Annotated in this window: 18 protein-coding genes; 6 read left to right on the forward strand and 12 right to left on the reverse strand. The window is 53.9% G+C overall.

From position 1 onward, the window contains the following. The first annotated feature begins 250 nt into the window (after positions 1-250). On the forward strand, positions 251-616 hold the full coding sequence (gene queD, locus B9Y90_RS09690) for a 6-carboxytetrahydropterin synthase QueD (RefSeq protein ID WP_176227858.1): 366 nt from the start codon (positions 251-253) through the stop codon (positions 614-616). Between the two features lie 298 nt (positions 617-914). Here queD and queE read toward each other — a convergent pair whose 3' ends face one another. From queE to rlmD, 7 genes are all read right to left on the reverse strand, one after another. Beyond that, positions 915-1,586, reverse strand: coding sequence for a 7-carboxy-7-deazaguanine synthase QueE (gene queE / locus B9Y90_RS09695; RefSeq protein WP_085541098.1), 672 nt, complete (start codon positions 1,584-1,586; stop codon positions 915-917). Positions 1,587-1,727: 141 nt separating this feature from the next. Beyond that, positions 1,728-2,744, reverse strand: a complete 1,017-nt coding sequence (adhP, locus tag B9Y90_RS09700) for an alcohol dehydrogenase AdhP (protein WP_085541099.1) — start codon at positions 2,742-2,744, stop codon at positions 1,728-1,730. 167 nt (positions 2,745-2,911) lie between these two features. Next, a complete protein-coding gene (gene eno, locus B9Y90_RS09705) occupies positions 2,912-4,216 on the reverse strand; it encodes a phosphopyruvate hydratase (protein WP_016538007.1) in 1,305 nt (434 codons plus the stop codon). 87 nt (positions 4,217-4,303) lie between these two features. After that, positions 4,304-5,941: a glutamine hydrolyzing CTP synthase gene (pyrG, locus tag B9Y90_RS09710; protein WP_008458383.1), complete on the reverse strand. Its 1,638-nt coding sequence runs from the start codon at positions 5,939-5,941 to the stop codon at positions 4,304-4,306. A gap of 225 nt (positions 5,942-6,166) precedes the next feature. Next, positions 6,167-6,958, reverse strand: a complete 792-nt coding sequence (gene mazG / locus B9Y90_RS09715; RefSeq protein WP_085541100.1) for a nucleoside triphosphate pyrophosphohydrolase — start codon at positions 6,956-6,958, stop codon at positions 6,167-6,169. Positions 6,959-7,050: 92 nt separating this feature from the next. Beyond that, positions 7,051-9,282 (reverse strand): GTP diphosphokinase, encoded by a 2,232-nt coding sequence (gene relA, locus B9Y90_RS09720; RefSeq protein WP_008458386.1) that lies wholly within the window; start codon positions 9,280-9,282, stop codon positions 7,051-7,053. Between the two features lie 51 nt (positions 9,283-9,333). After that, a complete protein-coding gene (rlmD, locus tag B9Y90_RS09725; RefSeq protein ID WP_085541101.1) occupies positions 9,334-10,647 on the reverse strand; it encodes a 23S rRNA (uracil(1939)-C(5))-methyltransferase RlmD in 1,314 nt (437 codons plus the stop codon). A 61-nt stretch (positions 10,648-10,708) separates the two neighbouring features. Between rlmD and barA the strand changes: the two genes are divergently transcribed. After that, the gene (gene barA, locus B9Y90_RS09730) at positions 10,709-13,465 is read left to right on the forward strand and encodes a two-component sensor histidine kinase BarA (protein ID WP_085541102.1); all 2,757 of its coding nucleotides are present in this window, start codon (positions 10,709-10,711) and stop codon (positions 13,463-13,465) included. A 55-nt stretch (positions 13,466-13,520) separates the two neighbouring features. On the opposite strand, the gene B9Y90_RS09735 is transcribed toward barA, so the two are convergent. Further along, a complete protein-coding gene (locus tag B9Y90_RS09735) occupies positions 13,521-14,093 on the reverse strand; it encodes a TetR/AcrR family transcriptional regulator (RefSeq protein WP_039287224.1) in 573 nt (190 codons plus the stop codon). Between the two features lie 182 nt (positions 14,094-14,275). Here B9Y90_RS09735 and B9Y90_RS09740 point away from each other — a divergent pair, with 182 nt between their 5' ends. After that, positions 14,276-15,403, forward strand: a complete 1,128-nt coding sequence (locus B9Y90_RS09740) for an MBL fold metallo-hydrolase (RefSeq protein ID WP_085541103.1) — start codon at positions 14,276-14,278, stop codon at positions 15,401-15,403. A gap of 42 nt (positions 15,404-15,445) precedes the next feature. Further along, positions 15,446-15,787, forward strand: a complete 342-nt coding sequence (locus B9Y90_RS09745; RefSeq protein ID WP_039287227.1) for a helix-turn-helix domain-containing protein — start codon at positions 15,446-15,448, stop codon at positions 15,785-15,787. A gap of 46 nt (positions 15,788-15,833) precedes the next feature. Here B9Y90_RS09745 and B9Y90_RS09750 read toward each other — a convergent pair whose 3' ends face one another. The 4 genes from B9Y90_RS09750 to syd form a co-directional block, all read right to left on the reverse strand. Then, positions 15,834-16,283: a flavodoxin gene (locus tag B9Y90_RS09750; RefSeq protein WP_039287229.1), complete on the reverse strand. Its 450-nt coding sequence runs from the start codon at positions 16,281-16,283 to the stop codon at positions 15,834-15,836. Between the two features lie 17 nt (positions 16,284-16,300). Then, positions 16,301-17,080, reverse strand: coding sequence for a tRNA pseudouridine(65) synthase TruC (truC, locus tag B9Y90_RS09755; protein WP_039287232.1), 780 nt, complete (start codon positions 17,078-17,080; stop codon positions 16,301-16,303). Continuing rightward, entirely contained in the window at positions 17,080-17,409 is a 330-nt protein-coding gene (locus tag B9Y90_RS09760) for a YqcC family protein (RefSeq protein ID WP_039287235.1), read from the reverse strand. Before B9Y90_RS09760 ends, truC begins: the two co-directional genes overlap by 1 nt. 650 nt (positions 17,410-18,059) lie before the next feature. Continuing rightward, entirely contained in the window at positions 18,060-18,605 is a 546-nt protein-coding gene (gene syd / locus B9Y90_RS09765) for a SecY-interacting protein (RefSeq protein ID WP_085541104.1), read from the reverse strand. Positions 18,606-18,669: 64 nt separating this feature from the next. On the opposite strand from syd, the gene queF reads away from it, so the two are divergent. Both queF and ppnN read left to right on the forward strand, forming a co-directional pair. Then, positions 18,670-19,512, forward strand: coding sequence for an NADPH-dependent 7-cyano-7-deazaguanine reductase QueF (gene queF, locus B9Y90_RS09770; protein WP_085541105.1), 843 nt, complete (start codon positions 18,670-18,672; stop codon positions 19,510-19,512). A 115-nt stretch (positions 19,513-19,627) separates the two neighbouring features. Further along, positions 19,628-20,992, forward strand: a complete 1,365-nt coding sequence (gene ppnN, locus B9Y90_RS09775) for a nucleotide 5'-monophosphate nucleosidase PpnN (protein WP_085541106.1) — start codon at positions 19,628-19,630, stop codon at positions 20,990-20,992. The last annotated feature ends 194 nt before the right edge of the window (positions 20,993-21,186 follow it).

The raw sequence follows: 21,186 nt of genomic DNA on the forward strand, positions 1-21,186 counted from the left end.
GAGTCAAGGTTAACCAGCAGGTTATCAACAATTAAAGAAGGGATGGAAATAATAAATAACTAAAACGACTAATCGTTTTTTCAGGTAAATCATAGTGTTAAAAGTGATTAACTAACTATCTGATGAATATAAGATTTCAGCACATTCACCGTTGCTTACACCGTGCCGCCGGGCAATGCGCCGTTTAGTTAATGCGAAAAATAGTCCATTCCGCTATCATGCGGCGGTTTTTTGAATTCCAGAGAGTCGAATGATGTCCACCACCCTGTTTAAAGATTTTACCTTCGAAGCCGCCCACCGCCTGCCGCACGTCCCGGAAGGCCACAAATGCGGCCGCCTGCATGGCCACTCCTTTATGGTGCGCCTGGAAATTACCGGCGAGGTAGATCCGTATACCGGCTGGATCATGGACTTCTCCGAACTGAAAGCGGCATTTAAGCCGACCTACGATCGCCTCGATCACTATTATCTGAACGATATCCCAGGGCTTGAAAACCCCACCAGCGAAGTGCTGGCGAAATGGATTTGGGATCAGATGAAGCCTGTCGTACCGCTGCTGAGCGCAGTGATGATCAAAGAAACCTGCACCGCAGGCTGCATCTACCGCGGCGAATAACCCAAAAAAGTCCGGAAATCACACCGGACTTTTTCTCTCTGCGCCCCTCATCAAGCGACTTTTTGTCCCGCGTTGGTAAGCTATTAGGCCGCAACTAAAAGGTGCGCGGGATGGCCACTACAGATTTCGATATTATCGTCGCTGGCGCGGGGATCGCCGGTACCTGCTGCGCGGTAGAGTAAGCTTGCGCCCCGGGCTAAAGCACGGTGAGTTAGATAACACGGACTCGATTAAAAGCGAGCCCAACGCTTAACTCACGGTTTACGCCGGGTGTGTTAACAGCACCCGGCGTGGCGCGTCAGGCAATGTTCAAATACTTGTGCGTCTGCATCGACAGACGCCAGTTGCGCGCGATGCAGGTTTCAATGCACAGGCGCGTCGCGTCCTCTTTTTGGCTGATCGGCTGCAACGCGATAATACGGTTTTTCTCATCCGTCAGCGTAGCCAGCAGTTCGTCCAGCGCTTCAACGTCACGCATACGCCCCACCGGGTGCTTAATTTCATCCGCGCGATCCAGCGCCTGGGAGAGAATGTCGTAGCCGCCGCGCATATTTACCTTCGGGGAAACCGTCACCCAGGTGTTTGCCGTGCAGCGAACTTCATGCGTGCCGCTGGTTTCTATCTGGCAGCTAAACCCATTCTTCTCCAGCAAATCCGTCAGCGGAGTTAGGTCATGAATGCAAGGTTCACCGCCGGTGATCACCACATGCCGCGCGGTGTAGCCCTGGCGGCCAATGACGGCCAGCAGATCTTCAGCGCTCGCCGCGCCCCATTTATCGCTTTCTTTGGTTTTTGCCAGGATGCTGAACAGCGACACTTCACGATCCGCGAGCTTATCCCAGGTATGTTTGGTATCGCACCAGGCGCAGCCTACCGGGCAACCCTGCAGGCGGATAAAAATGGCGGGCACGCCGGTAAAATAGCCCTCCCCTTGCAGGGTCTGGAACATCTCGTTAATCGGGTACTGCATAATCATCTCAGTCATAGTCACAAAAAGTAATTATCGCAGAACTGGCGACTGAGATCATGCGAAAGCGGCTGCGTGGCGCAGCAGATACTGGAAGGAAACCAAATGTCTAATAGCAGGCCGGGAGCTTCCCGGCCTGCTTCATTATTTTTTCATTTTAAAATCAATCACCATGCGGCCTTTGATCTTGCCGCTCTCCATTTCATGGAAAATGGTATTGATGTCCTCCAGCGGGCGCAGCGTTACCTTCGGCATCACTTTTCCTTCCGCTGCAAACTGGAATGCCTCTGCCAGATCCTGACGCGTACCGACCAGAGAGCCTACAACCTCAATACCGTCCAGCACCAGGCGCGGAATATTCAGGCTCATAGATTCCGGTGGCAGGCCAACAGCCACGATACGAGCCCCGGCACGCACAGCGTCAACGGCAGAGTTGAAGGCCGCTTTCGCTACCGCGGTCACCACAGCTGCGTGAGCACCGCCGGTTTTTTCCTGAATAATTTTCGCCGCGTCGTCATTGCGGGAGTTGATCACCAGGTCAGCCCCGCTCTCTTTCGCGAACTCAAGCTGAGCATCATTGACATCAACCGCAATCACTTTGGCATTAAAAACATTTTTGGCGTACTGCAGCGCGAGGTTCCCGAGCCCCCCTAAACCATAGACAGCAATCCACTGGCCCGGCTTGATATGGGAAACTTTCACCGCTTTGTAGGTTGTTACCCCGGCACAGGTAATACTGCTGGCTTCGGCAGAGGCCAGTCCATCCGGCACTTTTACCGCATAATCAGCCACCACGATGCACTCTTCCGCCATACCGCCATCCACGGTAAAGCCCGCGTTGGTCACGCTGCGGCACAGGGTTTCATTACCAGAATTACAGTATTCACAGTGGCCACATCCGCGGAAAAACCAGGCCACGCTCGCCCTGTCCCCCACTTTCAATGAGCTGACGCCAGGGCCGATTGCCTTCACGATACCGATGCCTTCATGCCCCAGCGTGGTGCCGGTGACATCGCCAAAATCGCCGTTCTTAACGTGCAAATCCGTGTGGCAAACGCCGCAGCATTCCATCGTTAACAATGCTTCACCATGCTCCAGTGAACGCACAGGTTTATCAATGATATCGACTGAATGGGTGTGACTCACTACTGCTGCTTTCATAAGCGGTCTCCTGACCTGTCGTGAATATTCAGACCAGCCTGACCCTGAAAAAAGGTGAGTGCAACCTATTAATTTTAATTAAGCATTCTATGTGAGGGGATTTAATGAAAAGGCGAAAAAAAACCCGCCGAAGCGGGTTTTTCAACGTCTAAAGCAGCAGTAAGAACTTACTGGCCTTTAACTTCTTTCAGACCGTTGAACGGCGCTGGGGTGCCCTGTGCAGCCAGTGCTTCTTCGATACGAATCAGCTGGTTGTACTTAGCAACACGGTCAGAACGGCTCATAGAACCCGTTTTGATCTGGCCAGCCGCGGTGCCCACAGCCAGGTCAGCGATGGTCGCATCTTCGGTTTCGCCAGAACGGTGAGAGATAACCGCAGTGTAGCCAGCGTCTTTCGCCATTTTGATCGCAGCCAGAGTTTCGGTCAGGGAACCGATCTGGTTGAATTTGATCAGGATGGAGTTAACGATGCCTTTCTCGATACCTTCTTTCAGGATCTTGGTGTTGGTTACGAACAGATCGTCACCAACCAGCTGGATTTTGTCGCCCAGCACTTTGGTCTGGTATGCGAAACCAGCCCAGTCAGATTCGTCCAGACCGTCTTCGATAGAAACGATTGGGTAATCTTTGGTCAGGTTTTCCAGGAAGTGAGTGAACTCTTCAGAGGTGAACGCTTTGTTGCCTTCGCCAGCCAGAACGTATTTGCCGTCTTTGTAGAACTCAGACGCTGCACAGTCCATTGCCAGGGTAACATCTTTGCCCAGCTCGTAGCCTGCTGCTTTAACCGCTTCAGCGATAACAGCCAGCGCTTCTGCGTTGGAACCCAGGTTAGGCGCGTAGCCACCTTCGTCACCTACAGCCGTGTTCATGCCTTTGGATTTCAGCACTTTTGCCAGGTTGTGGAACACTTCAGAACCGATACGTACCGCTTCTTTCAGGGTTTTCGCGCCAACAGGCTGAATCATGAATTCCTGAATATCAACGTTGTTATCAGCGTGCTCGCCGCCGTTGATGATGTTCATCATTGGCAGAGGCATAGAGTATTTGCCTGGGGTGCCGTTCAGTTCAGCGATGTGAGCGTAAAGCGGCAGGCCTTTAGAGGCAGCAGCAGCTTTAGCAGCAGCCAGAGAAACAGCCAGAATGGCGTTTGCGCCAAACTTGGATTTGTTCTCGGTGCCATCCAGATCGATCATGATCTTATCGATGTTAGCCTGGTCTTTAGCATCTTTGCCAAGCACAGCTTCAGCGATCGGGCCGTTAACCGCAGCAACAGCTTTCAGTACGCCTTTACCCATGAAACGAGATTTGTCGCCATCGCGCAGTTCCAGAGCTTCACGGGAACCGGTAGAAGCACCTGATGGTGCAGCCGCCAGACCAACGAAACCGCCTTCCAGGTGAACTTCGGCTTCAACAGTCGGGTTACCGCGGGAGTCGATGATTTCACGACCGATCACTTTCACAATTTTGGACATAGTAGGTTTTCCTCAAGTCACAACGTTAAACTAAAACTCCAGACAAACAACGCGCGATAATGTCGCGCGTTGCCGTTCTAACTCTGCTTACTTCGCCTGGCGTTTCTGGTACTCACCGGCGGCTTTCACGAAGCCTGCAAACAGTGGGTGCCCGTCACGCGGAGTCGAAGTGAATTCCGGGTGGAACTGGCAGGCAACAAACCATGGATGGTTTGGCACCTCAATGATTTCTACCAGTTGGTCATCACCGGAACGACCTGCAACACGTAAACCAGCTGCTTCAATCGGTTTCAGCAGCATGTTGTTGACTTCGTAGCGATGGCGATGGCGTTCAACGATGGTTGGCTCACCGTACATCTGACGAACCAGGCTACCGTCGGTCAGTTGACACTGCTGGCCGCCGAGACGCATGGTGCCGCCCAGATCGCTCTTCTCGCTGCGCACTTCAACATTGCCTTCTTCATCGCGCCACTCGGTGATCAATGCCACCACAGGGTACTTACAGTCTGGCACAAATTCAGTGGAGTTGGCGTTATCCATGCCCGCCACATTACGGGCAAACTCGATAAGCGCAACCTGCATCCCCAGGCAAATGCCGAGGTACGGGATGTTGTTTTCACGGGCATAGCGCGCGGTGGCAATCTTGCCTTCAACGCCACGGTAGCCAAAGCCGCCTGGGATCAGAATCGCATCCAGACCTTTCAGCAACTCAACGCCACGGGTTTCAACATCCTGTGAATCAATCAGCTTGATGTTCACGGTCAGACGGTTTTTCAACCCACCGTGTTTCAGCGCTTCAATCACCGACTTATAGGCATCCGGCAGCTCAATGTACTTGCCGACCATACCGATGGTGATTTCGCCCGTTGGGTTGGCTTCTTCGTAGATAACCTGTTCCCATTCTGCCAGATTGGCTTCCGGCGCGTTCAAGCTGAATCGTTTACAAATATAATCGTCCAGCCCCTGGGATTTCAACAGGCCTGGAATTTTATAGATAGAATCGACGTCTTTCAGAGAGATTACCGCTTTCTCTGGAACGTTACAGAACAATGCAATCTTCGCACGTTCGTTGGCCGGAACAACGCGGTCAGAACGGCAGATCAGCACGTCTGGCTGGATACCAATGGAGAGCAGTTCTTTTACGGAGTGCTGAGTCGGCTTGGTTTTCACTTCACCGGCTGCGGCCATGTAGGGCACCAGCGTCAGATGCATGTAGAGCGTGTGCTCGCGGCCCACTTCTACCGCCATCTGGCGAATCGCTTCAAGGAACGGCAGGGATTCGATGTCCCCGACGGTGCCGCCGATTTCAACCAGCACCACGTCGTGGCCTTCGCCGCCTTCCAGAATACGTTCTTTAATGGCATTGGTGATGTGCGGGATAACCTGCACGGTCGCGCCAAGATAGTCACCACGGCGCTCTTTACGCAGAACGTCAGAGTAGATACGGCCGGTGGTGAAGTTGTTACGGCGGCTCATCTTGTTACGGATGAAACGCTCGTAGTGACCCAAATCCAGGTCGGTTTCAGCGCCGTCTTCGGTAACGAACACTTCCCCATGTTGAATAGGGCTCATGGTACCCGGATCGACGTTGATGTACGGATCGAGTTTCATGATGGATACGTTGAGGCCACGGGCTTCAAGAATAGCTGCGAGGGAGGCTGCGGCAATGCCTTTACCCAGAGAGGAAACGACCCCGCCGGTCACAAAAATATAGTTCGTTGTCATGCTGAACCTGAGAAGTTAGGTTTAAAGACGATGGAATAACCAGGACGGGAAAGTAGTATACCCGAACAGCATGGGCGCCACAAACATTCATTCTGTTCCCCGGAAATCAATCCGGCCCCACAGTCAGGCTAAGAAAATAGCCCTTCCGCGATAAATGTTTTTGACGCAAATCAATCGCTTGTTAAATAAAAAGTTCTAAAAAGTGCAACTGATAGCAAAAATGCTTTAGATATCAGTTTCCTGGCGTTTCACTTCTTGCCAGGCTTTTTCCATAATTTCCAGCCCCGCCTGTTCCATGGTCAACCCTTGAGCGGCGACAATCGCCTCCACTTTTCGGAAACGAGCCTCGAATTTTCGGTTAGCTTTTTGTAACGCTATCTCCGCTTTGGTGCCCAAATGGCGAGCCAGATTGACGGTAGCGAACAATAAATCGCCCACCTCTTCTTCCAGTTTGGCTTCATCCACCACGGCCTGCTGGGCTTCAAACATCACTTCGTCGATCTCTTCGTGCACTTTATCCAGCACCGGACCAAGCGTCTTCCAGTCGAAGCCGACGTTTGAGCAGCGCTTCTGGATTTTTTGCGCTCGCATCAGCGCAGGGAGCGCCTCTGGGATATCGTCCAGCGCCGAGTGCTGAGCCTTCTGCGCACGCTCTTCAATTTTGATTTGCTCCCATCTCGCCAGCACTTCTCCACTGGTCGCGGCATCGCCGTCAGCGAAGATATGCGGGTGGCGACGCTCAAGCTTGTCACTGATACTCTGGCAAATATCTTCAAAATTAAAGCGCCCTTCCTCCTGTCCCATCTGCGCGTAAAACACAACCTGGAACAGCAGGTCACCCAGCTCGCCGCGCAGGTCATCAAAATCTTCGCGGTTAATGGCGTCAAGCACCTCATAGGTTTCTTCGAGCGTGTAAGGGGCGATGGTGGCAAAGGTTTGTTCACGATCCCACGGGCAGCCGTTTTCAGGGTCACGCAGGCGTTGCATGATCCCAAGCAGGCGGTCAATTTGAGTCATTGTTATTCCTTGTTTTTTTACCCTAACCCTCCCCCTGAAAGGGAGAGGGGCTGGATCGAGTAGAATGGTTCTCAGGGCTGAGGGGCAATAAATTAACCGTGCAGCCTGCGGGCATCAATAATGTCCGGCACCTGGTTGAGTTTGCCCAGCACGCGGCCAAGCACCTGCAGGTTGTAGATCTCGATAGTCATGTCGATGGTGGCCAGTTGCTGCTTTGTATCGCTGCGGCTGGCCACGCCAAGCACGTTGACCTTTTCGTTAGCCAGAATCGTGGTGATGTCGCGAAGCAGGCCGCTGCGGTCGTTCGCCGTGACGCGCACCACCAGCGAATAACCGCTGGAGTAGCTTTCCCCCCAAACCGCATCGACGATACGTTCCGGCGCGTGGGACTGCAGCTCGGCCAGCTGGTCACAATCGGCACGGTGAATCGAGATCCCGCGCCCCTGGGTAATAAAGCCGACGATTTCATCCCCCGGAATCGGCTGGCAACAGCGGGCGATATGGTGCATCAGATTCCCTACACCCTCAACGACTACCCGGCCATTGTCTTTACTGCGCGACTGCGGCGGCGAATAGCTTTTTTGCGTCAGCTGACGCAGCGCGGCGGCATCCTGCTCCTCGGCACTTGGTTTATTAAACTGCGCCTGCAGATAATTGCTCATCTGGTTGAGGCGGATGTCGCCACCCCCGATGGCCGCCAGCAGTTCTTCAATTTCGTTGAAGTTGTAGCGAGGCAGCAGCGTTTTCTCTGCCTCTTTCAGACTGATGCCCAGATGTTCAATCTCGTCGTCCAGAATCTGGCGTCCGGCAAGAATGTTCTTGTCCCGGTCCTGCTTACGGAACCAGTTATGGATTTTCGCACGCCCGCGGCTGGTCGTGATGTATCCCAGGTTAGGGTTTAACCAGTCACGGCTCGGGTTCGGCTGCTTCTGGGTGATGACCTCGATCTGGTCCCCCATTTGCAGCTGATAAGTAAACGGCACGATGCGCCCGCCGATTTTTGCTCCGATGCAGCGGTGCCCGACATCGCTGTGAATATGGTAGGCAAAGTCCAGCGGCGTCGAGCCAGCAGGCAGGTCAACCACGTCCCCTTTCGGCGTAAACACGTATACGCGGTCGTCAAAGACCTGACTGCGGACTTCGTCGAGCATTTCGCCGGAGTCGGACATTTCTTCCTGCCAGGCGATAAGCTTGCGCAGCCAGGCAATGCGGTCTTCATGCCCGGAACTGCCGCTGCGCGCATTGCCTTCTTTGTACTTCCAGTGCGCGGCCACGCCGAGCTCAGACTCTTCATGCATCTGCTTGGTGCGGATCTGAATCTCTATGGTTTTGCCGTTCGGGCCAAGCACCACGGTATGAATAGACTGGTAGCCATTCGGTTTAGGGTTTGCGACATAGTCGTCAAACTCATCCGGCAAATGGCGAAAGTGAGTATGTACTATCCCCAGCGCCGCGTAGCAATCCTGCAGCCGCTCGGCAACAATACGTACCGCGCGCACGTCAAACAGCTCATCAAACGCCAAATGTTTTTTCTGCATTTTGCGCCAGATGCTGTAGATGTGTTTTGGTCGGCCATAGACTTCAGCCTTTACGCCCTCTTCTTTCATTGAAGAACGTAATGTGCCGACAAAATCATCGATGTACTGCTCGCGATCGATCCGGCGCTCGTGCAGCAGCTTCGCGATACGCTTGTATTCCTCAGGGTGCAGGTAGCGGAAACAGTAATCTTCCAGCTCCCATTTGAGCTGGCCAATACCGAGGCGGTTCGCCAGCGGGGCGTAAATGTTGGTACATTCTTTGGCCGCCAGCACGCGTTCATCTTCCGGCGCGTCTTTCACTTCACGCAGATGGGCGATACGTTCCGCAAGCTTAATGACCACGCAGCGGAAGTCATCCACCATCGCCAGCAACATACGGCGAACGTTATCCACCTGGTCGGAGGAAACAGAGTCGTTATGGGTCGCTTTCAGGTGGCGAATCGCGTCCATGTCGCGCACGCCGTGAATCAGCGTCACCACCTGTTTGCCGACGCTTTCCAGCATCACTTCTTCGCTGACCACGCCGGCATCCGCCAGCGGGAACAGCAGTGCTGCGCGAAGCGTATCGTTGTCCATGCTCAGCATCGAGAGGATTTCGACCATCTCCACGCCGCGCCACAGCAATAATTCAGCGTCAGGATGACCTTTGGTCTGGCGTTCACAATACGCCCAGGTTTCGGCTAAGCGTTCACACGACTGCTGGTTGGAAATCCCGAGGCTTGCAATCCATTTTTCGGGCGCAAATTCGCCAGCTTTGTTGAGATGTGCACTTCTTACCGCAACCATTATCCTCTCCTGTCAGGCTAACGCTCAGGCCAATACGCCTGATTAACCCTTTTAATTACGCTCAAAGAGCGCCATAGACTCCAGATGCCCGGTGTGGGGGAACATATCGAGCATGGCCAGTCGTTTAATGTGGTACCCGGCGGCCAGCAACGTTTCACTGTCACGCGCAAGCGTGGTGGGGTTGCAGGAAACGTACACCACGCGGCTCGGCGCAAGATTGATGACGTGCTGCATAACGCCCGCCGCACCGGCACGCGCCGGGTCGAGCAATATTTTCGTAAATCCTTGTTGCGCCCAGGGCTGACGCGTCACATCGTCTTCCAGGTTTTCATGGAAGAATGTCACGTTTTTCAGCGCATTACGTTGTGCATTATATTCGCCTTTCTCCACCAGCGCAGCAACGCCTTCGACCCCCACGACCGCGGCGGCTCGTTTTGCCAATGGCAGGGTAAAATTCCCCATTCCGCAGAACAAATCTAGCACCCGATCCTCAGGCTGCACCTCCAACCACTCGATCGCCCGCGCCACCATTTGCTGATTCACCGCGTCGTTAACCTGGATGAAATCTCGTGGGCTAAAGGTTAAGCGTAGCCCGTCTGAATGATACCAGGGCTCTTCGTCGGCCAGGGATTCCAGGCTGTCGCTGTCCGGGGCAAGGAATAACGCCACTTCATTGGAATGCGAAAACTGTTCCAGTTTTTGTCGGTCATCCTTGCTGAGCGGAGCCAAATGGCGCAGCACCATCAGCGGCCCACCGTCGGCCAGGACCAGCTCCACGTGCCCTAACCGGTTCACGATACTTAATTCAGACAAGCACTGGCGTAAAGGTTCCAGTAATGCTTCAAGCCGGGGCGCCAGCACGGGGCAATGATGAATATCCACCAGCGCTTTATCGCTCGCCTTGCGAAAACCCATCTGTAAGGTTTGCGTGCGGGGCTGATAATTCAACCCCAGCCGTGCACGACGGCGGTATCCCCATGACCCGGCAGAAATAATTTCATCCACCTGACGAGGCTGTTCGCGCTCGCCCATCATGCGCCCCAGGGCCTTAGATTTTGCTTCCTGCTGCAGCGCCACGCTCGCGTGCTGCTGCTGACAGCCGCCGCAAATCCCAAAATGCGGGCAACGTGGCTTCACCCTTTCCGGGCTGTCGTTTAAACGGCGCTTTACCTCAGCCTGAGCGTAGCTACGCTTATCTTCGGTAATGCGAACCTCAACCTGTTCGCCGGGCAGCGCGCCGCGAATAAAGAGCGCCTTGCCTTTGTGGCGCGCGACGCCCTGACCGAATGGATCGAGGTCGGTTACGGTCACGGTAAGTAATTCACGATTCGTATCGCGTCGCTTTGCAGAGTAGAATTGCGCCATGATGTAAGTAGATGTGTTCTCAAATGTCACTGTTGCTTTTATTGTCCCATATCGGAACCCCATGACCAACTACAGCCTGCGCGCACGTATGATGATCCTGATTCTGGCCCCGACGCTGTTGGTCGGTTTGCTGCTCAGCATCTTTTTCGTTGTCCATCGTTACAATGACTTACAGCGCCAGTTGGAAGATGCCGGCGCCAGTATTATTGAGCCGCTGGCGGTCTCCAGCGAGTACGGCATGAACTTCCACAGCCGGGAGTCGATTCGCCAGTTGGTCAGCGTGCTGCACCGCCGCCATTCGGATATCGTGCGGGGCATTTCGATTTACGATGACAGCAACAAGCTGTTCGTCACCTCTAATTTTCAGCATAACGCCACTCGTCTGAGGCTGCCTGACGGGGAAAAGCCACCAAAAGATCTCACCGTCACCCGCGCGGGCGACATCATGATCCTGCGAATGCCGATTATTTCCGAAAGATATTCACCGGATGAGTCCGCTGAAGCTAACGTCAAACAGAGTAACAGCACCCTCGGCTACGTTGCCATGGAGCTGGATCTCAAATCCGTTCGCCTGCAACAGTACCGCGAGATCTTCATCTCCACCTTGATGATGCTGTTCTGTATCGGCATTGCGATGTTGTTTGCCTATCGCCTGATGCGCGACGTGACCGGGCCGATCCGCAATATGGTGAATACCGTGGACCGCATTCGCCGCGGGCAGCTCGACAGCCGCGTGGAAGGGTTTATGTTGGGCGAGCTGGATATGCTGAAAAACGGCATCAACTCGATGGCAATGTCTCTGACGGCCTATCACGAAGAGATGCAGCACAACGTCGACCAGGCCACATCCGATCTGCGTGAAACCCTTGAGCAGATGGAAATTCAGAACGTGGAGCTCGATCTTGCCAAGAAGCGCGCCCAGGAAGCCGCCCGTATAAAATCTGAGTTTCTGGCAAATATGTCTCACGAGTTGCGCACCCCGCTCAACGGCGTCATTGGCTTCACTCGCCTGGCCTTAAAAACCGATTTGACACCAACTCAGCGCGACCATCTCTACACGATTGAACGCTCGGCCAATAACTTACTCACCATCATTAATGACGTGCTGGACTTCTCCAAGCTCGAAGCAGGCAAGCTGCTGCTGGAATCCATTCCCTTCCCGCTGCGCAACACCCTGGATGAAGTGGTAACTCTGCTGGCACATTCCGCCCACGACAAAGGCCTTGAGCTAACGCTCAACATTAAAAATGACGTACCGGATAACGTGATTGGCGACCCTCTGCGCCTGCAACAGGTCATCACAAATCTGGTGGGCAATGCGATTAAATTCACCGAAACCGGCAACATTGACCTGCTGGTGGAAAAACGGGCGGAAGGAAACAACAAAGTTCAGATTGAAATGCAGATCCACGACACCGGCATCGGCATTCCTGAACAGGAACAATCTCGTCTCTTCCAGGCCTTCCGCCAGGCGGATGCCAGCATTTCCCGCCGCCACGGCGGCACCGGATTGGGGCTGGTGATCACCCAAAAGCTGGTGAATGAAATGGGCGGGGATATCTCTTTCCACAGTAAGCCGAATCGCGGTTCGACGTTCTGGTTCCACATCAGCCTGGACCTGAACCCGAACGCCGTGAACGACAGACAGGTGCTGGACAAGCTGGCAGGCAAACGCCTGGGTTACGTCGAGCCAAACGCGAGCGCTGCACAGAGCACCCTGAATTTGCTGCAAAACACACCGCTGGATGTCGTGCACAGTCCGTCGCTCACCGCGCTGCCTGATGAGCACTATGATATTTTACTGTGTGGCATTCCCGTCACCTTTACAGAAACGCTCACGCTGGCAAACCCCAAACTCGCCAAAGCGGTGACCATGGCTGATTGCCTGATTCTGGCCTTGCCCTGCCATACTCAGGTCGGCGCAGAAGAGCTGAAACGCCAGGGTGTGGCGGGCTGCCTGTTAAAACCGATCACCTCTACACGCCTGTTCCCGATGCTGCTTGAAAGCTGCCCCAAAGCTAATCTGGCCCTGCCGTTCGTTGAGCATAGCGATAAGCTGCCGATGGCCGTCATGGCGGTGGACGATAATCCGGCCAACCTGAAGCTGATCGGCGCGTTACTGGAAGACAGAGTTCAGCAAGTTGTACTGTGTGAAAGCGGCGCTCAGGCGCTGGAGCGGGCCCGGCAAATGAACATCGACATTATCCTGATGGACATTCAGATGCCGGAAATGGACGGCATCCGCGCCTGCGAGCTGATTCGCCAGTTGCCGCATCACCAGCAAACCCCGGTGATTGCCGTTACCGCCCATGCGCTGGCGGGGCAAAAAGAGAAACTCATGAGCGCCGGGATGAACGACTATCTCGCCAAGCCGATTGAAGAGGAAAAGCTGCATCGCCTGCTGATGCGTTACCATCCGGGCAACATCGGCCAGCTTCCCGTTCAGCAGGAAGAGCCCGCGCCACCGGCGATTAACATCAATAAAACGCTGGACTGGAACCTGGCGCTGCGCCAGGCCGCCAACAAAGCCGATCTCGCCCGGGAGATGCTTGACATGCTGCTGGAGTTTCTGCCGGAAGTGAGAAATGTTCTCGAAGAACAGCTGGTGGGTGATAATCCCGAAGGGTTGATCGATATCGTGCATAAACTGCACGGGAGCTGCAGCTATAGCGGTGTCCCGCGGATGAAAAAACTCTGCCAGACGCTGGAGCACGAGCTGCGTCACGGCGTAGCGCCGGAGGAGATGGAGCCTGAAATTCTGGAACTGCTGGACGAGATGGATAACGTTGCGCGGGAAGCGAAGAAGTATCAGATTTGAGCTTAAACCAGGTACGAAGAGGGATCCCGCCCCCCTCTTCGCTTTTACAAAAATGTTAGCCTTTGGTCATACCGCGCCACATCACGTCAAACCCGGCAGATTTGTATTCATCCCTGCGTGAAGGGTCACGCCCGGCAAATTCCATCGTGGTTTCAGCCAGACCAAAGAAAATGGCGTCCGCAAATGCCGATTCAATGCCGGTAAGCACCTCGTTAGTGACGCACTCTTTCGACAAATCGCGCAGGTCCGGGTATGCCTGGTAAACCTGCTCCATCGTTTCAGGCGTGATCTTGCCGGAAACCGCCAGCTGGCGCATCGCCTTGCGGGCATTAACGTTCACCAGCCCCCAGTCAATGTAATTTCCCCATACCGTTCTGGAACGTTCTTTGCTGGGCGCATGGCGGTCGTAGGTTTTCATCAGCTCGTTACCAAGATCTTGCTTATGATGAAGATAAACGGCGTTCAGCAACTCGTCTTTGGTGGGGAAATAACGGAACAACGTCCCTTCGGCTACCCCCGCCTTTCTGGCAATCAAAGAGGTCGCCGCCCCTAATCCCAGCTCCGCTATCGCGTCGGTTGCCGCATCGAGTAATGCTAATCGTTTATCTTCACTTTTTGGACGAGCCACGGTTCCTCACAAGCCAGTTATCTGAGTGGGTAGGGTTTCAGTTATCGGGATCGCCGCGATCGCTGAATGTCATGTTCTTTATCATACCGTAAATTTTGTTGACGGTTGACCTTGCCTGCCTATAATGAGTGTTTACTCACTCAATAGCAATATAACCCGCACAGTTTCTAAGAGAATCCTTTATGGCTGCCGCGCATTCTGGCAAGCGTTCGTTAACCCTAAAATTCATGGTCGTGATTATGTTATTAGGCCTTACTGCCACTAGCGCTGCGCTGTTCCCGATGACTGAATTTGGCAAACTGCCGCAGGGCAGCCGTCTTGAGCGCATCCAGCAATCTCCCCAGTACCGCGACGGCAAGTTCCACAATCAGCAGGACACGCCAATGATGACCGACAAACGCGGTCGCATTGCAGCGCTATGGGATTTCTTTTTCGCCCGACCAGATACGGTCAAACCCGACCGCCCTCTGCCGCTGATCAAAACCGATCTGGCGAAGCTTGATAAACAGCAGGATCTCGTGGTGTGGCTGGGCCATTCCTCCTGGTTTATTCAGCTCGGCGGCAAGCGCATTCTGATCGATCCGGTGTTCAGCCACTATGCCGCCCCGTTCGCCTTCCTGAACAAAGCGTTTGCGGGCGATTATCCGTGGCGGGCGGAGGATATGCCGGACATCGACACGTTGATCATCTCTCACGATCACTGGGATCACCTGGACTATCCCACGCTGCGGGCGCTTAAGCCAAAGATTAAGCAGGTAGTCACCCCGCTTGGCGTTGGCGCACATTTTGAAGCCTGGGGCTTCGATCCCGCGCTTATCCACGAGCTGGACTGGCAGGAAAAAGTCGCTATTGATAACGAGTTAACGATCCATGCCCTGCCGGCACGCCACTTCTCTGGCCGCGGGTTAACCGGCAACAAAACGCTGTGGGCAAGCTTTATGTTCGTCACGCCGCAGCGAAAAGTTTATTACAGCGGCGACACTGGCTACGGCCCGCATTTCAAACAAATCGGCGAACAGTTTAGCGATATCGATCTCGCCATCATGGAAAACGGCCAGTACGACGAAGGCTGGAAATACATCCACATGATGCCGGAAGAAGCCGCTCGGGCGACGGAAGAGCTGGGGGCGAAAACCATGGTGCCGGGGCACGCAGGCCGGTTTGCATTGGCGAATCACAGCTGGGACGAGCCTTTCCGCCGCATAGCAACCGCCAGCATAGGCCGCGGCTATCAGCTTCTCACGCCGGAAATGGGGCAAATACTGGAAGTCAGTCAACCGCGTCAGGCCTTCGATGCCTGGTGGGAATAGCATTATCAATTATCGAACGAGCAAGATGTAGAAGGAGGTGATATGTCCATGCCTAAAGATTTTATGGAATCTCTGCTTGAGTGGGTCGATGGCAATATGCAGCGCCCGCTGCGTATTGAAGAAGTCGCCAGGCAGTCCGGCTACTCGAAGTGGTACCTGCAGCGGATGTTCTCAGACTGGGCGGGGAAGAGCCTCGGGGCCTACATTCGTGAACGTAAATTGCAGTTAGCGGCAGAAGATCTGAAAAATACCGAGGACAAAATCCTCGATATCTCAGTGCGCTACGGTTTTGATTCGCAGCAATCTTTTACCCGCACATTTGGAAAACGGTTCAATACCTCTCCCGGCGCCTACCGCCGCGAGCACGAACAGCCGCTTAATTAAGACCTTTTCTGGGTGGGTATGCGCCGCTTACCCACCCAGTTTTCACTTACTTCAGTAAAGTCGACCACTGTTCAACCCATGGGCCAGAAACCACTTCAGGCTCCGGATGGTCGTTAGCGTCAATCGTTAAAACGTCGGCGATGCGGGTTGCGCCCTGCTCCTGCAATAACGCATCAAACTGCTTGCCGCCACCGCAGAAGTGGTCGTAATTACTGTCGCCCAGCGCAATCAAGCCGTAATGCAGTTCAGGCTGGTAACCCAGTTGATCTTTGATAGCCTGAAACAGCGGGACAATGCTGTCCGGCAGATCGCCCTGCCCGGTCGTGGACGTGACCACCAGCGCATAATGGTTGCGGTAGTATTGCCACTCGGTCAGGTCAGGATCTTCAAACACCTTTGCCTGATGGCCGTGTTTTTTCAGAATGGTTTCGGCTTCTTCCGCCACTAACAACGCATTGCCGTACATTGTACCTACAAAAATACCCACTTCGGCCATCGGTAACTCCTTAAGAATTAGAGACAAGGCTTATCCTGGCAGCTCGCCGGATCACACTCACTATTTTCAACATCCGGCAACAGACCACGCCAGCCAAATTGTGTCAGCATTTGCATCCAGGTTTCATCCAGCCCCGCTTTTAGCGTCAGCGGTTCCCCGGTGACAGGATGATTTAAAGAAAGCTGGCTGGCATGCAGCATCAGGCGCTGACAGCCGAAATGCTCCGCCGCACCGCGATTCTGGCGCAAATCGCCGTGTTTGGAATCGCCAATGATGGGATGCCGAAGATGCGCCAAATGCCGCCGGAGCTGATGTTTTCGGCCCGTCTTTGGCTCAAGTTCCACCAGACTGTAACGCGCGCTTGGATAGCGCCCCACCGCCACCGGCATTTCGACCGTTGCCAGCCCGCGATAATGCGTCACTGCGGGCTGTGGCCCTTTGTCCTGGTCGCTAAATTTATCGGCGATTTTATCCAGCTCTTCAACCAGAGGATAATCCAGCACGGCTTCGTCCTGCAGCCAGCCGCGCACAACGGCATGATAACGTTTCTGCATTTGATGCTGCTCGAACTGCTGCGACAGCAGACGGCCGACTTCGCTGGACAACCCCATCAACAGCACGCCGGAAGTTGGCCTGTCGAGGCGATGAACGGTAAACACGTGCTGGCCAATCTGGTCGCGAACGGTTTGCATCACCACGACTTTTTCGTGCCTGTCCAGCCAGCTACGGTGAACCAGCCAGCCGGACGGTTTGTTCACGGCAACCAGCCATTCATCCTGGTAAATAATCTCCAGCATTAACCCTGTTCCGCGTCAAACAATGCATCCAGCTCAAGCAGCACGGCAAGGAGAGGTTCACGCACGGCATGCGTCGCATCCAGCGCCATCTCATAATAAGGGGCGATAGCAAAGGCTTCAGGCAGAGGATGCTGGCTGTCCAGTAACGCGTGCATACGAGGGATCAGTACCCATTGCAGCCATTCGTGGGGCTGCAGCGTATCCATGCAGAAAGGCTGAGTGCTCTCAAATGCTGTGGGATCGGGAGGCAGGCCCTGCCAGAGGGAATGATCGCGCAGGATCTGCTCAATGGTGAGTAAATGATGGCGAACCAGCGTCTGGCGCTCCATGAAAACCTCATACGTCAGTGGAAAAGAGCGGTACAGAATACCACTTCTTCACTGCCCGTGAAAAAGGCATAAAAAAGGGAGCACTGTTTACACAGTGCTCCCGGTTCGTTTCGCAGCTAATCCAGCTACTTTTTATGCTCCCTGCTCATCCATGACAACTTTGTCCTCTGGTCTCCTGACCAGCAATCCATCGCCAGGGCTTCCTGCTGCCATCATCCTGATGGGTGTCCAACATCATCCTGACGCTAAATCCTTGAGTCTTCCTGACCCACCGTACTCCTGTTACGGCTCTCATTCTCCGTCCTGGAGGTGTCCTTTAACTCTGCCTGAGTTATCCGTGCTTCATCTGTGAAGCCTTCCTTGTTCGCCATCCCGGCGGGTTCCTTTTGTAAGAAGCGACATCATCCTGATATCTCCTTCATTACGTCGACATCCTGTCGATGTATATAGAATCCCCTATTTGCCCGCATGTGACAAGGGATGCAGCGGTGCCGCGGGCAAAAACTTTCATTCGGAACTTTCCTAAAACAAAAATAACTTATTGTTTTATAAAGGCATCGATAAATGAGAGTCGCTTTCATCTGCCATCAAATGTAGCGATCTCTCACACGGCTTGTAAGAGATCTCTCACAAGACCTTGGGCAAAAAAGCTAAATCACCTGGGGTGTTAAGGCATTAAGAAAGTCAGAAAGGGAGCTGGAAAGCACGGTGCGCTGCGGGGTGCCGATTCTTTCAATCACCACTTCACCTGTCAAGTTGCATAGTGAAACGACTTCCATTTCATCTTCAGTGGTGGCTAAAAACAGCGTCGGGGATAACTTCAAACGCTTCTGTGTCACCAGGTGGCCAATCAGGTTCTCCTGCACGCGAACAAAGTCATCTTCACTCCAGGCCTGCAGCAGCGTCAGCGCAGTATTCCCATGTACGGCAGGCATATCTCCGGCAAACTGCGTGGTGTAAAACGCTTCAACGGCAGGTTGGAGGGAAATATCCAATGCTCGCTCTACGGCGCTTAAATCCGCTTCTGGGGTAAACGGTTGGGGCTGCCAGCGCACGTCTCCCCCGGTGGTCGTTACAATACACGGCGACGGAATGCCGTATAGCGCTTCACTGGCAGGCCAGCCTCCTGTTTCCTCCTGCCACTGGTCGCAAAAACGGCGGGTAAACTCTTTAAGGGCAAAGGCGACTTCGTTCATTAATTTCTCACTCGCGTAGGCTGGGGTACAATAAAAGCCAATTGTACCTTTATCTCGGTGAAACATGTCCTACGAAAATCACCAGGCACTTAGTGGCCTGACGCTGGGTAAGCCCACGGCTTATCAGGATCAATACCAGCCTTCGTTACTGCAGGCCGTACCACGTAGCCTGAATCGCGACCCGCTTGGCCTCCACGCCGACAGCCTGCCATTTAGCGGCGGCGACATCTGGACGCTATACGAACTCTCATGGCTGAACAGTAAAGGCCTGCCTCAGGTCGCCGTGGGCCATGTGCAATTAGACGCCAACAGCGTCAATCTTGTGGAGTCCAAAAGCTTTAAGCTCTACCTGAACAGCTTTAACCAGACTCGCTTCGCCGACTGGGAAACCGTCCAGGCAACGCTGAAGCGCGACCTAAGTGCCTGCGCCGAAGGTGACGTCAGCGTGGTGCTGTTCCGCCTGCATGAGCTGGAAGGTCAGGAAATTGCAGCTTTCAGCGGAGAATGCATCGACGAGCAGGACATCACCATCGACAGCTACGACTTTAACGCAGATTACCTGCAAGAGGCCGCGGGTGAAGAGATCGTGGAAGAAACGCTGGTTAGCCACCTGCTGAAGTCCAACTGCCTGATCACCCACCAGCCAGACTGGGGCTCCGTACAGATTCGCTATCGCGGCCCGAAAATCGATCGCGAAAAACTGCTGCGCTATCTGGTCTCCTTCCGCCATCACAACGAGTTTCATGAACAGTGCGTGGAGCGCATCTTTAATGACCTGCAACGCTTCTGCCAACCGCAATCCCTCAGCGTTTATGCACGTTACACGCGCCGGGGCGGGCTGGACATTAACCCGTGGCGTACCAATACCGGTTTCCATCCTGCTTTTGGCCGCCTGACCCGCCAATAAGTGCGAAATAGCTCCCAGCGCCAAAAGTGAATGTGGTTTACGGGTTGTTAAAGTGAACAAGCCAGGGCTATTGTAATCTGTGAGAACGGCACTTTTCGTTCCGTAAGGAGTTCACTTGATTACACATATTAGCCCGCTTGGCTCAATGGATATGTTGTCGCAGCTGGAAGTCGATATGCTTAAACGCACCGCCAGCAGCGACCTTTATCAACTGTTTCGCAACTGCTCACTGGCGGTCCTTAATTCCGGCAGTCAAACCGACAGCAGCAAAGAGCTGCTTTCCCGCTACCAGAACTTTGACATCAATGTGTTACGCCGTGAACGTGGCGTAAAACTCGAACTGATTAATCCCCCGGAAGACGCCTTTGTTGACGGCAGAATCATCCGCGCGTTGCAGGCTAACCTGTTTGCCGTCCTGCGCGATATTCTGTTTGTTAACGGCCAAATTGACAACGCAGGCCGTTTTCAACATTTGAACAAAGAAAACTCTATTCACATCACAAACATGGTGTTTTCTATTTTACGAAATGCCCGTGCGCTGCACGTGGGTGAAGCACCTAACCTGGTGGTGTGCTGGGGCGGCCACTCCATTAACGAAAATGAATACCTTTATGCCCGCCGCGTGGGCACTCAGCTTGGCCTGCGCGAGCTGAACATCTGTACCGGCTGTGGGCCAGGTGCGATGGAAGCGCCGATGAAAGGTGCCGCCGTCGGCCACGCTCAGCAGCGCTATAAAGAAGGGCGTTTTATCGGCCTGACGGAACCTTCTATTATCGCCGCCGAGCCGCCTAACCCACTGGTCAATGAACTGATCATCATGCCAGATATTGAAAAGCGGCTTGAGGCGTTCGTGCGTATTGCCCACGGTATTATTATCTTCCCTGGCGGGGTCGGAACCGCAGAAGAGTTACTCTACCTGTTAGGTATTCTGATGAACCCGCATAACCACGATCAGGTTCTGCCGCTGATCCTGACCGGGCCGAAAGAAAGCGCTGATTACTTCCGCGTGCTGGATGAATTTATCGTTAGTACCCTGGGCGAGAAAGCGCGCCGGCATTATAAAATCATCATCGACGACGCAACTGAAGTCGCCCGCCTGATGAAAAAAGCCATGCCGCAGGTGAAAGAGAACCGCCGTGAGACCGGCGATGCCTACGGCTTCAACTGGTCTATTCGCATCTCGCCGGATCTGCAGATGCCGTTTGAGCCGACCCACGAAAACATGGCTAACCTGCAACTCTACCCTGACCAGCCTGCAGAAAAACTGGCGGCATCACTGCGCCGCGCCTTCTCAGGCATTGTTGCCGGCAACGTGAAGGAACCCGGCATTCATGCCATCGAAAAATACGGCCCGTACAAACTGCACGGAGATCCGGACATGATGAAACGCATGGACGTTCTGCTGCAGGGCTTTGTCGCCCAACACCGCATGAAGCTGCCCGGCAGCGCCTACATCCCCTGCTACGAAATCGTACGCTAACCTTCCAGGGCGACCCATCAGTCGCCCTTCTTTTTACGCTCCCCGAAGCCATTTAATCGATTGCGCTCACACTTAAAAGCACAAACATTGCGACCTGAAGCAAATACTCGTTGAAAAATGCTGTTTTAGGCACTTTCTTTGGCAAAAACCGAGTTATTTGGTCAGGTTTAATTTATTGCATCATCCACAAGTGT

This window comes from Cedecea sp. NFIX57, from assembly GCF_900177785.1.
GTDB classification, from domain to species: Bacteria; Pseudomonadota; Gammaproteobacteria; order Enterobacterales; family Enterobacteriaceae; genus Cedecea; species Cedecea neteri_C.